Genomic DNA, 15680 nt, shown 5'->3' on the forward strand with positions numbered 1-15680 from the left:
GGCACCGGCCGAGCCGGTCGCACCCGTGGCGCCGGCCGAGCCGGTCGCGCCCGTGGCGCCGGCCGAGCCGGTCGCACCCGTGGCACCGGCCGAACCGGTCGCACCCGTGGCGCCGGCCGAGCCGGTCGCACCCGTGGCGCCGGCCGAGCCGGTCGCACCCGTGGCGCCGGCCGAACCGGTCGCGCCCGTGGCGCCGGCCGAGCCGGTCGCACCCGTCGCGCCGGCCGAACCGGTCGCGCCCGTCGCGCCAGTGACACCCGTCCCGGTGGCACCCGTCGCACCGGGAGAGCCCGTCGCACCGGTCGCACCGGTGGCTCCGGTCACGCCCGCACCCGTCGGGCCGGTGGCACCCGTCGCACCGGTGGCTCCAGTCACGCCCGCACCTGTCGGGCCAGTGGCACCCGTCGCGCCGGTGGCTCCAGTCACGCCCGCACCTGTCGGGCCGGTGGCGCCCGTCGCACCGGTGGCTCCGGTCACGCCCGCACCCGTCGGGCCGGTGGCACCCGTCGCGCCGGTGGAGCCCGTGGCACCGGTGGCGCCCGTCGCACCGGTGGCGCCGGTCACGCCCGCACCTGTCGGGCCGGTGGCACCGGTCGCGCCGGTGGAACCCGTGGCACCGGTGGCGCCCGTCGCGCCGGTGGCGCCCGCACCCGTCGGGCCGGTGGCACCCGTCGCGCCGGTGGCACCCGTGGCACCTGTCGTGCCCGTGGGACCGGTGGCGCCCGTCGCGCCGGTGGCACCCGCGCCGGTGGCGCCGGTGACACCCGTCGGGCCGGTGGCGCCCGTCGCGCCGGTGGCACCCGTGCCGGTCGCACCTGTGGCGCCCGTGGGACCGGTGGCACCCGTCGCGCCGGTGGCACCGGTCGCACCCGTGCCGGTGGGGCCGGTCGCGCCCGTGGCACCGGTGGCGCCCGTCGCGCCGGTGGCACCCGTGGCGCCCGAGCCGGTCGGGCCCGTGGCACCGGTGGCGCCCGTGGCACCCGTCGCGCCGGTCTCACCCGTCGCGCCGGTGGCACCCGTGGCGCCCGAGCCGGTCGGGCCCGTAGCACCGGTGGCGCCCGTGGCGCCGGTCGCACCGGTGGCACCCGTCGCGCCGGAGCCGGTGGCACCGGTCGCGCCGGTCAGGCCCGTGGGACCGGCGGGGCCGGTGGCACCGGTCGGGCCGGTCGCACCGGCCGGCGACGTCACCGCCACGTTGTTCACAGTGTATCGGCTGCTTTGATTGTTAAGCGCATAATTCTGGACCGTACCGTTCGCTGCCAGCGAATAGGTCTGCTGGTTCAGGTTCGTGACGATCCCAGTGAAGCCACTGATGGTTCCGCCCGAATAAACGATCGCGTTGACCGTCGTCACCGAGGTATCGACGGTCGCCGAGAGGTTGAACTGATAGGTGGGCCCGCCGCCGTTGGCGGGATCGTAGGCCTGCCTGAACCCGGCAGCCGACCCTAAAAAATTGCTCGTGTCATAAGTTCCGCTGGTACCGGAATAAAAATATACGCTGACGTTGGCTGTATTGGATTGCGTGAACGATCCGCTGAAATTGAGCGTGCTGACGGCCATTTCGTAGTCCGATCCTAAGCTGGGAGGTCGCCGCTGGCGCCGCACATGTCTAGCGGAGATATGCGATGGAAAACTCGAGGGTGTCGAGAGGGCCAGCCCCACGGTTTCGACTGCAGTAGGCCTCACACGCAAGAATCAAAAGTTTATCCCAGCGCTGTTGCAATCAGGCAACTTCGTGATAGCGATGATGTTTCTTTGCAGAACCGCTCAAGAAGAAGACAAATTTTATTAAGAGTTTTTATCTTCGGTGATGTATGTTTAGTGCAAGCAATACAAAGTTATATATTTATATATTTATGTTTATAGTCAAGATTAAATCGCTCTACTTCCGACCCGCACCGACGCATCGAGAATCCGTCGAGGGACAGCAAACGACAGATTGGATTTTCGACGGTCGACACACTTGCGGTCTTCATCCGGCGAGCGAGACAACCCCATTCAGTCATCGCACAACCAATGGCACTCAAACATCGCCTCAGGCCAGTTCCGGCAGCCGATGAGCCGCGCCGGGCACCCGCGTCAAGGCCAGAATATCTTCCGGCAGGCAGCACGGCGGCGGCGATAATCTCGCGAAAAGCCCTCGCATCCCGCTTGTCCTTGCCGAAGGGTCGGGCCAGAGGAGTCACGAGGCTTCATAGTCGGCTCCGTACGGACCGGACCGGATTTTCATCCTCATCACCAGGATTGCCCGCCGGACGATTCGCGTGATAGGCATTCACACGTCGAGGCGAATCAGATTCAGACGCAATAAACGACACCATTCGTCTTGATTCGACGCCATTCGGCAATCGAATATGCCGTATGTCTGCCGCAATCCGATATATATGCGTCGCAAAATCCGCGAATTTGGGGGAAAACCATTCTATGACAGACTTTTATCTCGGCCAGATCATCATGTTCGCCGGCCCCTACGAGCCGACCAACTGGAAGTACTGCGCCGGGCAGATCCTGCAGATCCAGCAGTACAACGCCCTCTACGGAGTTCTCGGCACCACCTACGGCGGCGACGGCCGGATCACCTTCGCGCTGCCCGACCTGCGGAGCCGGGTGCCGGTCGGCACCGGCCAGTCGCCGGGCCTCTCGGCCTACCGGCTCGGGGCGACGGGGGGCGTCGAGACCGTGACCCTGACCCCGCAGCAGATGCCGGCGCACAACCACACCACCGCCCTCTCGGCGTTCAACGGCCCTGGCACCACCAACATCCCGACGAACGCCGTCCTGGCGCAGCCGAACGACGGCACAGGCGTTAACATCAATGCCTACGCGCAGGCGGCCCCGAACGTGACCATGTCGCAGAGCGTGAGCGGCGTGGCGGGCAGCGGACTGCCCCACGCGAACATCCAGCCCTACCAGGTCATGAACTACATCATCTGCGTGAACGGCCTGTTCCCGATGCGGAACTGACGGCACCGGGCCCGGCCGTCCCACGACGGCCGCCCCCCGGCGGCGGCCGTGCATGCAAACGATCGGCGGCACCGTCCGCTCAGGTCGAGACGTTCGTCGGCGAGCGCGGGATCGGGCGCGTCCCACGGCCCGCCTCGATCCCGGGGCGGGGGGCGGGCGCCCTCGCCTCGCACCGCCCGGCATCCGATCCGGGCTCCCAGGTTCGCGCCATCGGCCATGCGCAACGCCCCTCCCCGCGAGCGGCGGACGCATTCGGAGCCTGTTCGACCCATGAGACCGAGAGCCCATTCGATTGCATCCCACAGATTTGACACTCTCCCTGTCGTTCCGGGACCGCATCGCGGCTCCGAACCGACAGGGAGGGTGTGACTACTGCTGCTCGGATCAAACAGGCTTCGAAACCGCGAGCCGCTCACCCGGCGGTGGGCGCATGCGCGAGCCCGCGCGAGAAAGGGAATTCCATGCCCTGCCTGGCCCCAAACGACAGCATCCGCGTGAGGTGCACCCAATACGGGCGGAACCTATGACATCATCCCCCGAGAGGCCGGCGATCCGGCGCCGGCCGGAAACCGCGGCGGATGCGGCGTTCCGCCAGCGGCTGTTCCAGGCGGCGCAGGACGGGCTGTTCGCCGGGTTCGAGCCGGCTTTGGTCGACCGGCTCCTGCGCCAGCAATGCGCGGCGCAGGATGCCGGCTACCGGGCGGCCCATCCCGGAGCGCGCTTCGACATCGTCGAGCGCGACGGCGTTCCCCTCGGGCGGATCGTCACCGCCGCCGGCCCGGAGGCCGTCGCCCTGGTCGACATCGCGCTCCTGCCCGAGCATCGCGGCCGCGGCCTCGGCTCGGGCCTGATCGCTGCCGTGGTCGCCGAGGCGCAGGAGGCGGGCCTGCCGGTGCGGCTCTCGGTCCGGGCGGAGAACGAGGCCGCCCAGCGGCTCTACCGGCGCCACGGCTTCCGCTTCGTCACCGGCGGCGACGGCGTCGGCCTGCGGATGGAATGCGGGCCGCGCCTCGACCCCGCCGCGGTGCCGGACGCCCTGCGCCTGCCGCTGTCGTTCGACGCCGCCGCGATGGCGGCGGACTGCGCGGCGCTCGCCGGCGGCGACTGGATCGACCACTTCGTGCGCCGCAACTACGACGGCGACTGGAGCGTGATCCCGCTGCGGGCCCGGGCCGACGCGCAGCATCCGATCATGATGATCCAGTCCGACCCGGAGGCGCGCAACTACGTCGACACGCCGTTCCTGGCGGCCTGCCCGGCGATCCGGGCGGCGCTGGCGCAGTTCGGCAGCCCGCTCCTCTCGGTGCGGCTGATGCGGCTCGGGCCGGGCTCGCGGATCAAGGAGCATCGCGACCCCGAGCTCAGCTTCGAGGACGGCGCGGTGCGCCTGCACGTGCCGGTGATCACCCATGACGGCGTCGCGTTCCGCCTGAACGGCCGCCGCGTGCCGATGGCGGCGGGCACGTGCTGGTACCTGCGCCTGTCCGATCCGCACGCGGTCGAGAACCCGGGACCGGGGGAGCGGGTGCACCTCGTCGTCGACGCGCAGGTCACGCCCGCGCTCTCGGCGCTGTTCGCGGCCGCCACGGCGACGGCCGCGCCGGAGACGACGGCAGCGACGAGGCCAGGGGCGACGGCATGAGCCGACCGTCCGACGGGCTCGCGGCCCTCACCCGGCTGGTGGCGCAGGACGCCGCCCTCGCCGCGCGGCTGCGGGCGATCGAGGACCCGGCGGCGCTGGTGCGGGCGGCGGTCGCCGCGGGCGCCGCCCACGGCCTCGCCGTCGCCGCCGACGCGCTGGAGCGGCGGATGGACGACAACCGGGCCGGCTTCGTGCGGCCGGTCGCCCCCCCGGATCCCGTCGGGGATGGCGGCCCCCCTCCCGTCGCCGGAGGCGGCGGCGCGCCCCGGCTCGACGGCTGGACGCCGTTCGGCGCCGGCTGGATCGACGGCGCCATGACGGTGGAGTGGTGCCATCTCGGCGAGCACCGCTTCACCGATCCGTTCTTCTACGAGACGATCGCCCGGGCGATCGGCACCCCCTTCAACCGGGCCTTCCGCCCGCGCCTCCCGGCCGACGCCCTCGCGGCGCTCGCCCCGGGGGTGAGGCCGAGCGGGTTCGTCTTCCACATGGCGCGCTGCGGCTCGACCCTGGCCGCCCAGGCGCTCAGTGCCGATCCCCGCCACGTCGTCGCCTCCGAGCCGGGCCCGGTGCGGGCGATGCTGGAGGCCCCGCGCCACGCCGACCTCGCGCCGGAGCGGGCCGATGCCTGGCTCGCCGGCATCGTCAGCGCCCTCGCCCGGCCCCGCGCGCCGGGCGAGGACCGGTTCTTCGTCAAGTTCATGGCCGCGGACATCCTGGAGCTCCCGCGGATCCAGCGGGTCTTCCCCGACGTGCCGTGGCTGTTCCTGTACCGCGATCCGGTGGAGATCCTGGCCTCGCAGATGCGCCGGGGCGGGGCCGATACGGGGCGGGGCACGATCCCGCCGGACCGCCTCGGGCTGACCCGGGACGCGGTCCTGGCGATGGACCGGAGGGAGTATCAGCTCGCCGCGATGGCGGCCTACGGCCGGGCCGCCCTCGACGGCCTCGCCCGCGCCCCCGGCCGCGGGCGCGTGCTGCGCTACGACGACCTGCCGGACGGCCTGTGGCGCCTGTTCGCGACGCATTTCGGGCTCGACCCGGCGCTGCCGGGCTTCGCCGCCATGCGGGCGGCCTCGCTCCGGCACGCCAAGACCGGCGCCGCCTTCACGCCGGACGGGCCGGCCAAGCGCGAGGCGGCGGCGGCGTGGCGCCCGGCGGCGGAGCGGATCGTCGGCCCGGTGCTCGCCGCGCTCGACGCGGTGCGGGAGCGGCCGGCCGTATGACGACCCGGCGGGGGCGCGGATCGCCGCCGACGACCCGCCCCGTCACCGCCGGGCGCGCAGCATGGCGATCCGGTCCTGCAGGCGGTAGCCCTGGATGATGGTCGGCATGAACCACGGATCGCCGCGGTAGAGCGGCACGCTGGCGGGCGGCCGGAAGTCGAAGGCGCTGCTCGCCCGCGCCTCCTGCCCCAGCAGCTTGTAGGCCGCCCGCATGCCGATCCACGGCGCCCAGACCGTGCCCGAGCCGCAGAAGCCCGAGGCGTAGACGATGCCGTCCGCCTCGAAGATGCGGGGGAGCATGTCGCGGTTCATCGCGACGTTGCCGAACCAGCTGTGCGACAGGCGCACGTCCGCGAGCTCCGGGAAGATCTGCGCGAGGCCGGCACGCATCAGGAGGGACGGGCCGACGGGATCGCCCTTGTTGCCGCTCTCGCGCCCGCCGAGGAGGATGCGGCGGCCGTCCGGGGTCGGGCGGTAGTAGTGGCCGAGCTGGCGGCCCTCGCCGAGCATCATGCGCCTGGGCATCAGCCGGGCCATCGTCTCGGGCGCGAGCGCCTCGGTGACGATGATGCGGCTGCGCACCGGCACGAGGCGGCGCTGCAGGAACGGCGCGGCGCGATCGGTGTAGCCGTTGGTGCAGACGAGCACCCGGCCCGCCCGGACCGTGCCGGAGGCGGTGGCGACCCGGAATCCGTCGCCGTCGCGGGCGATCCCGGTCACCGGCGTGCCGGAATGGACGGCGACGCCGGCGCCCTGCGCGATCCGCAGGATCTCGGCGTGGAACTTGCCCGGATGCAGGCCGCCGATATCCATCCGCACCGCGCCGCCGCGGTAGAAGTCGCTGCCGACGTAGTTCCGCTGCTCGGCGAACGGCACCGCGTAGGTCTCGATGCCGACCTTCCCGCGCAAGGCCTCGGCGCTGCGGGCCATCGCGTCGTATTGCCGGTAGCCGATCGCGCCCTTGAAGGCGCCGGTCGGCTGGAAGTCGCAGTCGAGCCCCTCCTCGGCGATGAACCGGTAGAGGAACTTGCGGGCGGCGTGGCCCTCGGCCTCGATCGCGATCGCCCGCGCCTCGCCGAAGCGCCGGACCATCGTGGCGAAGTCCGGGCGGATGTTGCCGCTGGTGATGCCGCCGTTGCGCGTCGAGGCGCCCTCGCCCGGGTTCGCGGCGTCGAAGGCCGCGACCGAGCGGCCCTCCCGCGCCAGGACCAGGCCGGCCGAGAGGCCGGCGAAGCCCGCCCCCACGATGGCGACGTCGACCGCCTGCGGCAGGGGACGCGGCGGGATCGGCCGGACCGGGGCGGCGTCCCACCAGTACGGCGTGGTCTTCTCGGCAGTCGTCGCGTCGGGCATGGGATCGGGCTCTCTACGAAACCGGGAGAGACGCCGCCGGCACGCGGTCGGCGGCAGGGGGCCGGCGGTGCCTCGTCACTTGAGGTCGCCGCGCACGTCGAGGGCGTCGCGCAGGCCGTCGCCGATGAAGTTGAAGCTCGTCACCGCGAGGGTGATGGCGGCGCCCGGGATGATCGCGAGCCAGGGCGCGCTCGCCAGGTATTGCTGGGCGCCGTTGAGCATGTTGCCCCAGCTCGGCAGCGGCGGCTGGATGCCGTAGCCGAGGAAGCTGATATAGGCCTCGAGCAGGATGGCGCGGGCCACGGTGAGGCTGGCCGCGACGATGATCGGCCCCATCGCGTTCGGCAGGATCTCGCGGAACATGATGTGCGCGCTGCTCAGGCCCAGCATCCGGCTGGCATGGACGAATTCCCGCTCCTTGAGCGAACGGACCTCGGCCTCGACGATGCGGGCGACCTCCATCCACTTGGTGAGCGCGATGATGACGACGATCATCCCCGGGGTGGGCTTGAGCAGCGCGGCGAGCGCCAGCACCAGGAAGATCGACGGGAAGGCCAGGAAGCCGTCGACGGTGCGCATCAGCACCGCGCCAATGAGGCCGCCGCGATAGCCGGCGACGACGCCGACCAGGGTGCCGGCGACCGTCGAGAGCAGCATGGCGAGCACGCCGACCATCAGCGAGATCCGCCCCGCCATCAGCAGGCGGGCGGCGACGTCGCGCCCGAGCGGATCGGTGCCGAGATAGTGCGAGCCGGTCAGCGGCGGGGCGAAGCGCGCCCGCAGGTCGATGTGGAGCGAATCGTACGGGAGCAGGGACGGGCCGAGGATGCAGGCCAGCGCCAGGAGCGTGATCATGATCGCCCCGACCAGGGCGAGGCGGTGGCTGATGAAGCGGCGCGCGGCACGGCCCTGCCACCAGCGGGTCGGGGCGATGGGCGCAGCGAGGGCGGTCATGCCGGGATATCCTTGGTTGGGGGTGCGGCCGCTCAGGCCAGCCGGATCCGCGGATCGACGAGGGCGACGACCACGTCGGCGATGAGGTTGCCGAGGATGACGACGATCGCCGAGAACATCAGGATCCCCATCACCACCGGATAGTCGCTGTAGCCGAGGCTGTCGTAGAACAGCCGGCCCATGCCCGGCCAGGTGAACACCGTCTCGGTGACGAGCGCGCCGGTGAGGATGCTGGGCAGCTGCACGCCGGCCAGCGTGATCATCGGCAGGAGGGCGTTGCCGACGACGTGCTTCATCAGGATCCGGCGCTCGGCCACGCCCTTGGCGCGGGCGGTCTTCACGAAGTCCTGGTTGATCGAATCCAGCATCGCGGCCCGCATGTAGCGGCTCCACACCGCGACGTGGACGAGCGACAGGACGAGGCTCGGCAGGATCAGGTGGTGCAGGTAGTCGAGCACCGAGCCGTCGCCGATCGAATACATGTTGCCGGCCGGCAGCCAGCCGAGCTTGAGCGAGAAGACGTAGATGCCCACCAACCCGAACCAGAAGGTCGGGATCGACAGGGCGATCATCGCGCCGATCGTCGCCGCGTAGTCGAACAGCGAGTAGCGGTGCGTGGCGCTGCGGATCCCGATCCAGGTCCCGGCCGCGATCGCGATCACGGTCGAGCTGCCCATCAGCAGCAGGGTCGCGACGAGGTGGCGGGCGATGACCGTCAACACGGGGGTGCCGTCGCGCAGGGACACGCCCCAGTCGCCGTGCACGAGCTTCCAGGCCCAGTCGAGGTAGCGCACCCAGACCGGCTGGTTGAGCCCCATCTGCTCCTTCAGCCGCGCGATGTCGTCCGCGGTCAGGCCGGGATCGAGCCCGAACTGCGACAGCGGCCCGCCCGGGATCAGGCTCAGGATGACGTAGCCGATGACCGAGACGATGACGAGCAGGACGAGGCTTTGGACCAGGCGGCCGAGCAGGAACCTGTGCACGATGGACTCCTATTCTCGCAGGGCGCGCACCCAGCAGGACGAGAGCATTTCCTGACAAAGCGAATTTCGGCTCGTCGTAGAAAATGCAGCAAAATCAAAGACCAAGAGCAAGGCCGTTGGCAACGCAACGGTACACGACACATCAGGAGCAACGGCCGCCGCGCCAACCCTCCCCCCTCTGCGGGGGAGGGTGCCCGGCGAAGCCGGGCGGGAGAGGGGAACCACGCTTCCGAAATTGACTGAACCGTTCTGAAAGGCGCCCTCTGGAAAAGCGCTGCGCTGCCCCTCTCCCGGCCCCTGCTGACGCAGGGTCCACCCTCCCCCGCAGAGGGGGGAGGGTTCATGCGCACTCCCCGTCGGTCCCGCACCTCCATGCGTGCTGCCGGGTCGCGTATTGTGTTACAACGTGATCGGGTTTTGCTCTCGTGGGCGTCAGCCCACCCGGGACCAGCCGGCGGCGTTCCAGGATTCGGTGCGGGTGTTGGGGTTGGGCACGAAGCCCTTGACGGAGCTCTTGTGTCCGAGCGGAACCGTGTACTGGAAGATCGGCATGAACGGCAGGTCGTGGCGGACGATCTCCTGCACGCGGGTGTAGATCTTGCGCCGCTCCTCCGGATCGAACGTGCCGGTGCCCTTCTCGAGCAGGGCGTCGACCTCGGGGTTCGCATACTGGGCGGTGTTCGAGCCCTTGCCGCCCTTGGCGCCGATCGAGCCCGAATGGAACCGGTTCGTCACGTCCGGATCCGACGCGACCATGTAGGTGACGCCGGCGATGACCGTGTCGAACTGCGACTTGGCCCAGAAATCGCCCCAGAGCACCGCGGCGGGCTGGTTGGCGATGTTCATCTCGACGCCGATATCGGCCCAGCTCTGCTTGAGGAACTGCTGCACCTGCTCGCGCAGGTGGTCGCCCGAGGTGGTCGTGTTGTTGAACGACAGGCGCACCCCGTCCTTGGCGCGGATCCCGTCCTTGCCGGGCTTCCAGCCCGCCTCGTCGAGGAGCTTGCGCGCCGCCTTGACGTCGAAGGTCTGCTTGGGGAGCTTGTCGTTGAAGTAGAACGACGAGCGCGGCATGTAGCTCTCGGTCACCGACGGCACGCCGTAGTACAGGGCGTCGATGATCGCGCCCTTGTCGACCGCGGCGTACAGGGCCTGGCGCACCGCCAGCTCCTTGAATTGCGGCTTCTCGAGATTGAAGTAGATGGTCTCGATGGTCTGCCGCGGCACCAGGGTCACCACCTTGTTCGGCAGCGACTTGGCCTCCTTGTAGTTGTCGGGCGTGATGTAGGTCTGGCCGGTCAGGTCGATGTCGCCGCTCTTGAACTGGGTGTAGAAGACGGTGAGATCCGGGATGTACTTGAAGACCAGGGTCTCGATGTAAGGCCCCTCGCCGTGATAGTCGCGGTTGGCGACGAGCTCGAGGTTGTCGCCGGCGGTGCGCTTGCCCCACTTGAAGGCACCGGTGCCGATCGGCGCCTTGTTGAAATCGGCGGTGTTCGGGTCGGCGGCGGCCGCGAGGGCGTGCTTGGGGACGATGAAGGTCTCGGTCAGGAACGACAGGTAGGGGGCGAAGGGCTTCTCCATCCGCCAGGTGATCTCGGTCGGCGAGACGACCGCGATGTCGCGCACCAGCGAGTGGCCGGCGGTGCGCCAGGCGCGGAAGTTCGGCTTGGTGATGAGCTCGAGGGTGTACTTCACGTCCTCGGCGGTGAAGGGCTTGCCGTCGTGCCAGCGCACGCCGTCGCGCAGGCGCACGCGCCAGTTCAGGCCGTCCTGCGAGATGCCGCCGTTCGCCTGGGTCGGCACCTCGGCGGCGAGGTTCGGCGTGATGACGCCGTCGGGCCCGATGCGGAACAGCGCGTCGAACAGCGAGAAGTGCACGCCGTCATCGACCTCGATCTTCAGCATCAGCGGGTTGAAGACCGTCGGCTCCTGGGTGATGCCGACGACGACGCGGCCGGCCGGCGCCTTCTTGGCTGCATCCTTGGCCGCGCCCTGCGCGAGGGCCGGCTTGCCCAGGAGATTCGGCAGGGCGAGGCCGGCGACGCCGCCGGCGAGGCCCAGGCGCAGGGCGGCGCGGCGCGAGAGCAGGTGCGTCGTGTCGTGGTGGTCGGTCATGGCCGTGCTCCGTGGAAATGGGGGCGGCTACTCGCCGGGAATGGCGGCGACGAGCTCGCGGGTGTAGGCGGATTGCGGATCGAGGAAGATCTGCGACGGCGGTCCGAGCTCGACGATCCGGCCCTTCTGCATCACGGCGATCTCGTCGCAGATCTGGCTCGCGACGCGCAGGTCGTGGGTGATGAAGATCATCGAGACGCCGGTCTCGCGCTGGATCCGGTCGAGGAGCGCCAGGATCTGGGCCTGGATCGACACGTCGAGGGCCGAGACCGCCTCGTCGGCGACCAGCACCTTCGGCTTGAACATCAGGGCGCGGGCGATGCCGACGCGCTGGCGCTGGCCGCCGGAGAATTCGTGGGGGTAGCGGTCGAAGGCGCCGGCATCGAGCCCGACATGGGCGAGGAGCGCGCGGGCCTCCTCGGCCGCCCTGGCGGTGGGCATCCCGTGCGCGACCGGGCCGACGGTCAGGCTGGTGCCGATGGTCGAGCGCGGGTTGAGCGAGGCGAAGGGGTCCTGGAAGATCATCTGGATCTTCGGGCGCAAGGGGCGGAACTCGGCCTCCGACAACCGGGCGACGTCGCGACCCTCGAACAGGATCCGGCCGCCGTCGCTGTCGAGGAGGCGGGTCAGCAGGCGACCGACGGTGGATTTTCCCGATCCGCTCTCGCCGACGATGCCCAGGGTGCGCCCCGCGCCCAGGCTGAACGAGACGTCGTCGACCGCGCGCACCGATTTCCGGTTCCCGGACAGCCACTTGCCGGGGAAAACCCTGGCGAGCAGGGACTTGCCGCCGCCATAGGTCTTCATCAGCCCCTCGCAGACGAGGACCGGCCCGGTGCTCGCGGCCTCGAGCGGCACCCGGTCCTTGCCGGTCAGGTGCGGCACGGCGGCGATCAGTCGGCGGGTATAGGGCGCCGTCGGCGATTGCAGAACCTGCTCGGCGGTGCCCTGCTCGACGACGTGGCCCTTCTCCATCACCACGACGGTGTCGGCGATCTCCGCCACCACGCCGAAATCGTGGGTGACGAAGACGATGCTCATCCCCTTGCGCCGCTGGATGTCGCGGATCAGCGTGAGGATCTGCGCCTGCGTCGTCACGTCGAGGGCGGTGGTCGGCTCGTCGGCCAGCAGCACCGTCGGCTCGAGCGCCAGCGCCATGGCGATCATCACCCGCTGCCGCTGCCCGCCCGAGAGCTGGAACGGGTAGCGGTGGACCATCTGCGCCGGATCGGGCAGGCCGACCTCGGCCAGGAGCTCGAGGGAGCGGCTGCGCCGGGTCGCGCGGGTGCCGACCGCGTGCGCCGCCATCACCTCGTCGATCTGCGCCCCGACGGTCATCAGCGGGTTGAGGGCCGAGAGCGGGTCCTGGAAGATCATCGACACCACCCGGCCGCGCATGGCCCGCAGGGCGTCCTCCGGCATCCCGACGATCTCGGCGTCGCCCAGCCGGATCCGGCCCGAGCGGATCGCGATCGCCTTCGGCAGGAGGCCCATGATGGCGTTGGCGGTGACGGACTTGCCCGACCCGGATTCGCCGATGATGCAGAGGATCTTGCCCTTCAGGAGGTCGAAGGAGATGCCCGAGACCGCGTGGGCGCGCTCCATCCCCGCCGGCAGGCCGATCTCGAGGTCCCGGACGGAGAGCGCCGCCTGCCCGTCAGCGTCGATGTGGGGGGTGTCTGACATGGCGCGTCTCTCGCAGCGTGGTCACGGATGTCCTGAACGGGCCGGCGTCCCGAACGGTCCCCCGGGGGCGGCCCGGGAGCCCGCGAGCCGTCGGGACGACCCGGCCCGCCTCACGCGCCGAGGCCGCCGGGCGGGCCGCCGAAACGGATCTGATAATGCACGTCCATCACGAAAGCGCCGTCCGCTTCATGGATACTGTATTAAATATCCGCAATGCGAAGGTGTTAGTTTCTCATTTGCCGAGATATAGTTTCGATACCTGAGGATCATCAAGTCGAAATGTTGGGCACCTAATGAAGCACTTGCCCGATTTTTGTCGCCGCGCCGCTCGTCACGCGGGGCGATGCCCGCTCCGTCGAACCCATGGTCTCCGCCCCGTGCACGAGTTGCATTTTCTGCTTTCTAGGACATTGCGCGATCACGGCCGCGCGAATCTGCCGTTCGGGGCGAACGGGACGGCACGATCTTGCAAAGGCGGCCGCGCACGAAGCCGAATCATGTCGCTGTCGGGCCGTCCCCGGGCGCGGTGTCGCCGAGGCCCGCTCACCACGATGACCGGCAGGGCCGAACCGTCCGGCGGACAGGCGACACTCAATCGTCGATCGGAGCGATGCTTGCCGGGGTCGTGGTGCACCGCCCGTGCACCGCTCCGGCGGGCCTGCGCCGACGGGCCGCGGATCGCGGGGGCTCGCCGGGGAAGGCGCCGATCTCCTCGATGCGGCGCCTGATCGCGCCGTCGAGGCGCTCAAGGGAGGCTGGTCGAGCGCAGCTCGGTTGGTCGAGCGCAGCTCGGTTGGTCGAGCGCAGCTCGGTTGGTCGAGCGCAGCTCGACACGATGGGCGGCCGGGAGCGTCATGCCGGCGGCGATGTCGGCCTCCACCGCCTCCATCGGCACGGTCGGCTATCCCGGGGCGACGATCGGCGTCGCGCCGCGCGCAGGCGGCGGGCGGGTCGACCACGCCTCACCGTTCCGGCGGCACCATCCCCTTCTCCGCCAGGATCGGCGCGGCCTCGGACCCGGCGAGATCGCGCAGGAGGGACGAAGCGGCCCCGGCCTGCGCGGCCCCCTCCGGGATCATGCCCGCATAGGTCGTGAAGGTCTGCACCTCCGCCGGGATCGGCCCGACGAGGCGTGCGCCGGTCACGGCCAGCAGCTCGCTCGTCTGCTGCAGGGCCAGATCGGCGTCGCCCGAGACGAGGCGCGACGCCGCGAGGCCACCGCGGACCAGCACCAGCTTGTCCCTCATCCGGTCGGCGATGCCGAGGCGCTCGAAGAGCCCCGCGAGGTAGATCCCGCTCGACCCGCCGGAGGCCGGATCGACCATCGCGACGGCCCGTGCCCGCAGCAGCGCCTCGCGAAACGCCGCCGGGGTGGCGATGTCGGGGACCGGCGCCCCGGCCCGGACGGCGACGCCGATCCCGACCTTGGCGAGCGGCACCGGCGGCGCGCCGGCGAGGCGGCCCTCGCGAATCAGGGCGTCGAGGCCGCCCGGGGTCAGCACCACGAGGTCGGGCCGGGCGCCGTCGCGGATCGCCTGCGCCACCGCGCCGGCCGTGTCGCTGCGGATGAGCACCGTGTGACCGGTGCGTCGCTCGAACGGCGGCACCAAAAGGACCGCCGCGGGCTTGTAGGCGCCCGTGGTGAGAAGCGTGATCTCGGCCGACCGGGCGGAGGTCGCGACGGCGAGCCCGATGCCGAGCACCCCGCAGGTGCGCCACAGGGTTCGGACGAGCGGCGTAAGGCGACGCATGGACGGGCTCCCGACGGACCGGGCCGCGTGCCCGGCCCTGCCCCCTCGGTAGCCGACCGCCCTCGCCTTCAGCGAGCGAAATCCGAGAAGCCGCCGGTGACGGCGCCCGAGGCCGCGAGCGCCGCCCGGCTCGCCGGCGAGACCAGGGCCGCCAGCTCCTCGGCATAGGCGTAGCCGGGCGCCTCGCCGGGAAAGCCGCCCGCGGTGGCCGGATGCAGGTAGAGCTCGGTCAGCCCGTCCGGCAGGTGGCGCAGCAGGCCCTCGACGCGGGCCGGAGTCATGGCGCCCGACCAGGCGAGGCCGAGCACGCGGTCGGGGGTGAGGAGGCCGGCCCGCCGGGCTCGCGCCCGCAGCAGCGCCGCCCAGGGCGCGGTGTCGAGGGCGAGGCGCGGGTATGCCCCGGGCTCGGCGCGGCGCAGGGTCCCGCGCGGTTCGAGCGGCACCCGGATCGCCCGCATGCCGTAGTCGCGCCCGATCGACAGGACCATGCCGACGATGATCGGGTGGACGTGGAAGTGCTTGTGCGCGTTGACGTGGTCGAGGGGCAGCCCGGTCGCGCGAAACGCCTCGAACTGCGCCCGGATCTCGGCGGCGAGCTGGCGGCGGGTGCTTCGTTTCAGCGCCAGGTCGAGCCCGAGCCGCCCCTGGTCGGCCCGGATCAGACCGTCCCTGTCGACGAGGTCCGGCAGGGCGGAGGCGTGCAGGGTCGGCCAGGCCTCGACCATCACGAGGTGGAGGCCGACCCGCAGCGAGGGCATCGCGCGGGCCCGGGCCACCGCGTCGGCGGCGCCGGGGGCCGAGACCATCAGGCTCGCGGCGGTGAGGATGCCGTCGCGGTGGGCCCGCTCCACCGCCGCGTTGACCTGGGACGAGAGGCCGAAATCGTCGGAGGTGACGACGAGGCGCTGGCGGGACACGGGGATGGACATGGTCGGCAGGTCTCGCGACGTGAAAGAGCCTCCCCGTCCGGCGGGACGGGGAGGCTCGCGCCCGCTCAGGCGGG

General features: G+C 71.0%; 11 protein-coding genes. 3 read left to right on the forward strand and 8 right to left on the reverse strand.

The genetic code is table 11. The annotated features are described in order from the left end of the window. A partial coding sequence (locus A5481_RS02755) for a collagen-like protein (protein WP_197514128.1) occupies positions 1-1560 on the reverse strand: 1560 nt, incomplete at its 3' end. A gap of 864 nt (positions 1561-2424) precedes the next feature. On the opposite strand from A5481_RS02755, the gene A5481_RS02760 reads away from it, so the two are divergent. The 3 genes from A5481_RS02760 (at position 2425) to A5481_RS02770 (ending at position 5832) form a co-directional block, all read left to right on the forward strand. Continuing rightward, a complete protein-coding gene (locus tag A5481_RS02760) occupies positions 2425-2964 on the forward strand; it encodes a phage tail protein (RefSeq protein ID WP_048435078.1) in 540 nt (179 codons plus the stop codon). A gap of 523 nt (positions 2965-3487) precedes the next feature. Then, on the forward strand, positions 3488-4606 hold the full coding sequence (locus tag A5481_RS35070; RefSeq protein ID WP_082173221.1) for a GNAT family N-acetyltransferase: 1119 nt from the start codon (positions 3488-3490) through the stop codon (positions 4604-4606). Beyond that, positions 4603-5832 (forward strand): sulfotransferase family protein, encoded by a 1230-nt coding sequence (locus tag A5481_RS02770; RefSeq protein ID WP_048435079.1) that lies wholly within the window; start codon positions 4603-4605, stop codon positions 5830-5832. Before A5481_RS35070 ends, A5481_RS02770 begins: the two co-directional genes overlap by 4 nt. A gap of 42 nt (positions 5833-5874) precedes the next feature. On the opposite strand, the gene A5481_RS02775 is transcribed toward A5481_RS02770, so the two are convergent. The 7 genes from A5481_RS02775 to hpnK form a co-directional block, all read right to left on the reverse strand. Beyond that, positions 5875-7185, reverse strand: coding sequence for an NAD(P)/FAD-dependent oxidoreductase (locus A5481_RS02775; protein ID WP_048435080.1), 1311 nt, complete (start codon positions 7183-7185; stop codon positions 5875-5877). 75 nt (positions 7186-7260) lie between these two features. After that, complete coding sequence (locus tag A5481_RS02780; RefSeq protein WP_048435081.1) at positions 7261-8139, reverse strand: ABC transporter permease; 879 nt, start codon at positions 8137-8139, stop codon at positions 7261-7263. A gap of 32 nt (positions 8140-8171) precedes the next feature. Then, on the reverse strand, positions 8172-9122 hold the full coding sequence (locus A5481_RS02785) for an ABC transporter permease (RefSeq protein WP_048435082.1): 951 nt from the start codon (positions 9120-9122) through the stop codon (positions 8172-8174). Positions 9123-9554: 432 nt separating this feature from the next. Next, positions 9555-11240, reverse strand: a complete 1686-nt coding sequence (locus A5481_RS02790; protein ID WP_048435083.1) for a peptide ABC transporter substrate-binding protein — start codon at positions 11238-11240, stop codon at positions 9555-9557. Positions 11241-11267: 27 nt separating this feature from the next. Then, the gene (locus A5481_RS02795) at positions 11268-12926 is read right to left on the reverse strand and encodes a dipeptide ABC transporter ATP-binding protein (protein WP_048435084.1); all 1659 of its coding nucleotides are present in this window, start codon (positions 12924-12926) and stop codon (positions 11268-11270) included. Positions 12927-13888: 962 nt separating this feature from the next. Further along, positions 13889-14677 (reverse strand): substrate-binding domain-containing protein, encoded by a 789-nt coding sequence (locus tag A5481_RS02800; protein WP_053082436.1) that lies wholly within the window; start codon positions 14675-14677, stop codon positions 13889-13891. A 68-nt stretch (positions 14678-14745) separates the two neighbouring features. Next, positions 14746-15606 carry a hopanoid biosynthesis-associated protein HpnK gene (hpnK, locus tag A5481_RS02805; RefSeq protein WP_048435085.1) on the reverse strand — a complete coding sequence of 287 codons (861 nt, stop codon included), beginning with the start codon at positions 15604-15606 and terminating at the stop codon, positions 14746-14748. Positions 15607-15680: the final 74 nt, after the last annotated feature.

The organism is Methylobacterium platani (genome assembly GCF_001653715.1).
GTDB classification, from domain to species: Bacteria; Pseudomonadota; Alphaproteobacteria; order Rhizobiales; family Beijerinckiaceae; genus Methylobacterium; species Methylobacterium platani.

What these genes read in the sequence shown, in the direction of transcription:
- A5481_RS02760 (WP_048435078.1), top strand. Translation starts at nt 2,425, where the DNA reads ATGACAGACTTTTATCTCGGCCAGATCATCATGTTCGCCGGCCCCTAC.
- A5481_RS35070 (WP_082173221.1), top strand. Translation starts at nt 3,488, where the DNA reads ATGACATCATCCCCCGAGAGGCCGGCGATCCGGCGCCGGCCGGAAACC.
- A5481_RS02770 (WP_048435079.1), top strand. Translation starts at nt 4,603, where the DNA reads ATGAGCCGACCGTCCGACGGGCTCGCGGCCCTCACCCGGCTGGTGGCG.
- A5481_RS02775 (WP_048435080.1), bottom strand. Translation starts at nt 7,185, where the DNA reads ATGCCCGACGCGACGACTGCCGAGAAGACCACGCCGTACTGGTGGGAC.
- A5481_RS02780 (WP_048435081.1), bottom strand. Translation starts at nt 8,139, where the DNA reads ATGACCGCCCTCGCTGCGCCCATCGCCCCGACCCGCTGGTGGCAGGGC.
- A5481_RS02790 (WP_048435083.1), bottom strand. Translation starts at nt 11,240, where the DNA reads ATGACCGACCACCACGACACGACGCACCTGCTCTCGCGCCGCGCCGCC.
- A5481_RS02795 (WP_048435084.1), bottom strand. Translation starts at nt 12,926, where the DNA reads ATGTCAGACACCCCCCACATCGACGCTGACGGGCAGGCGGCGCTCTCC.
- A5481_RS02800 (WP_053082436.1), bottom strand. Translation starts at nt 14,677, where the DNA reads ATGCGTCGCCTTACGCCGCTCGTCCGAACCCTGTGGCGCACCTGCGGG.
- hpnK (WP_048435085.1), bottom strand. Translation starts at nt 15,606, where the DNA reads ATGTCCATCCCCGTGTCCCGCCAGCGCCTCGTCGTCACCTCCGACGAT.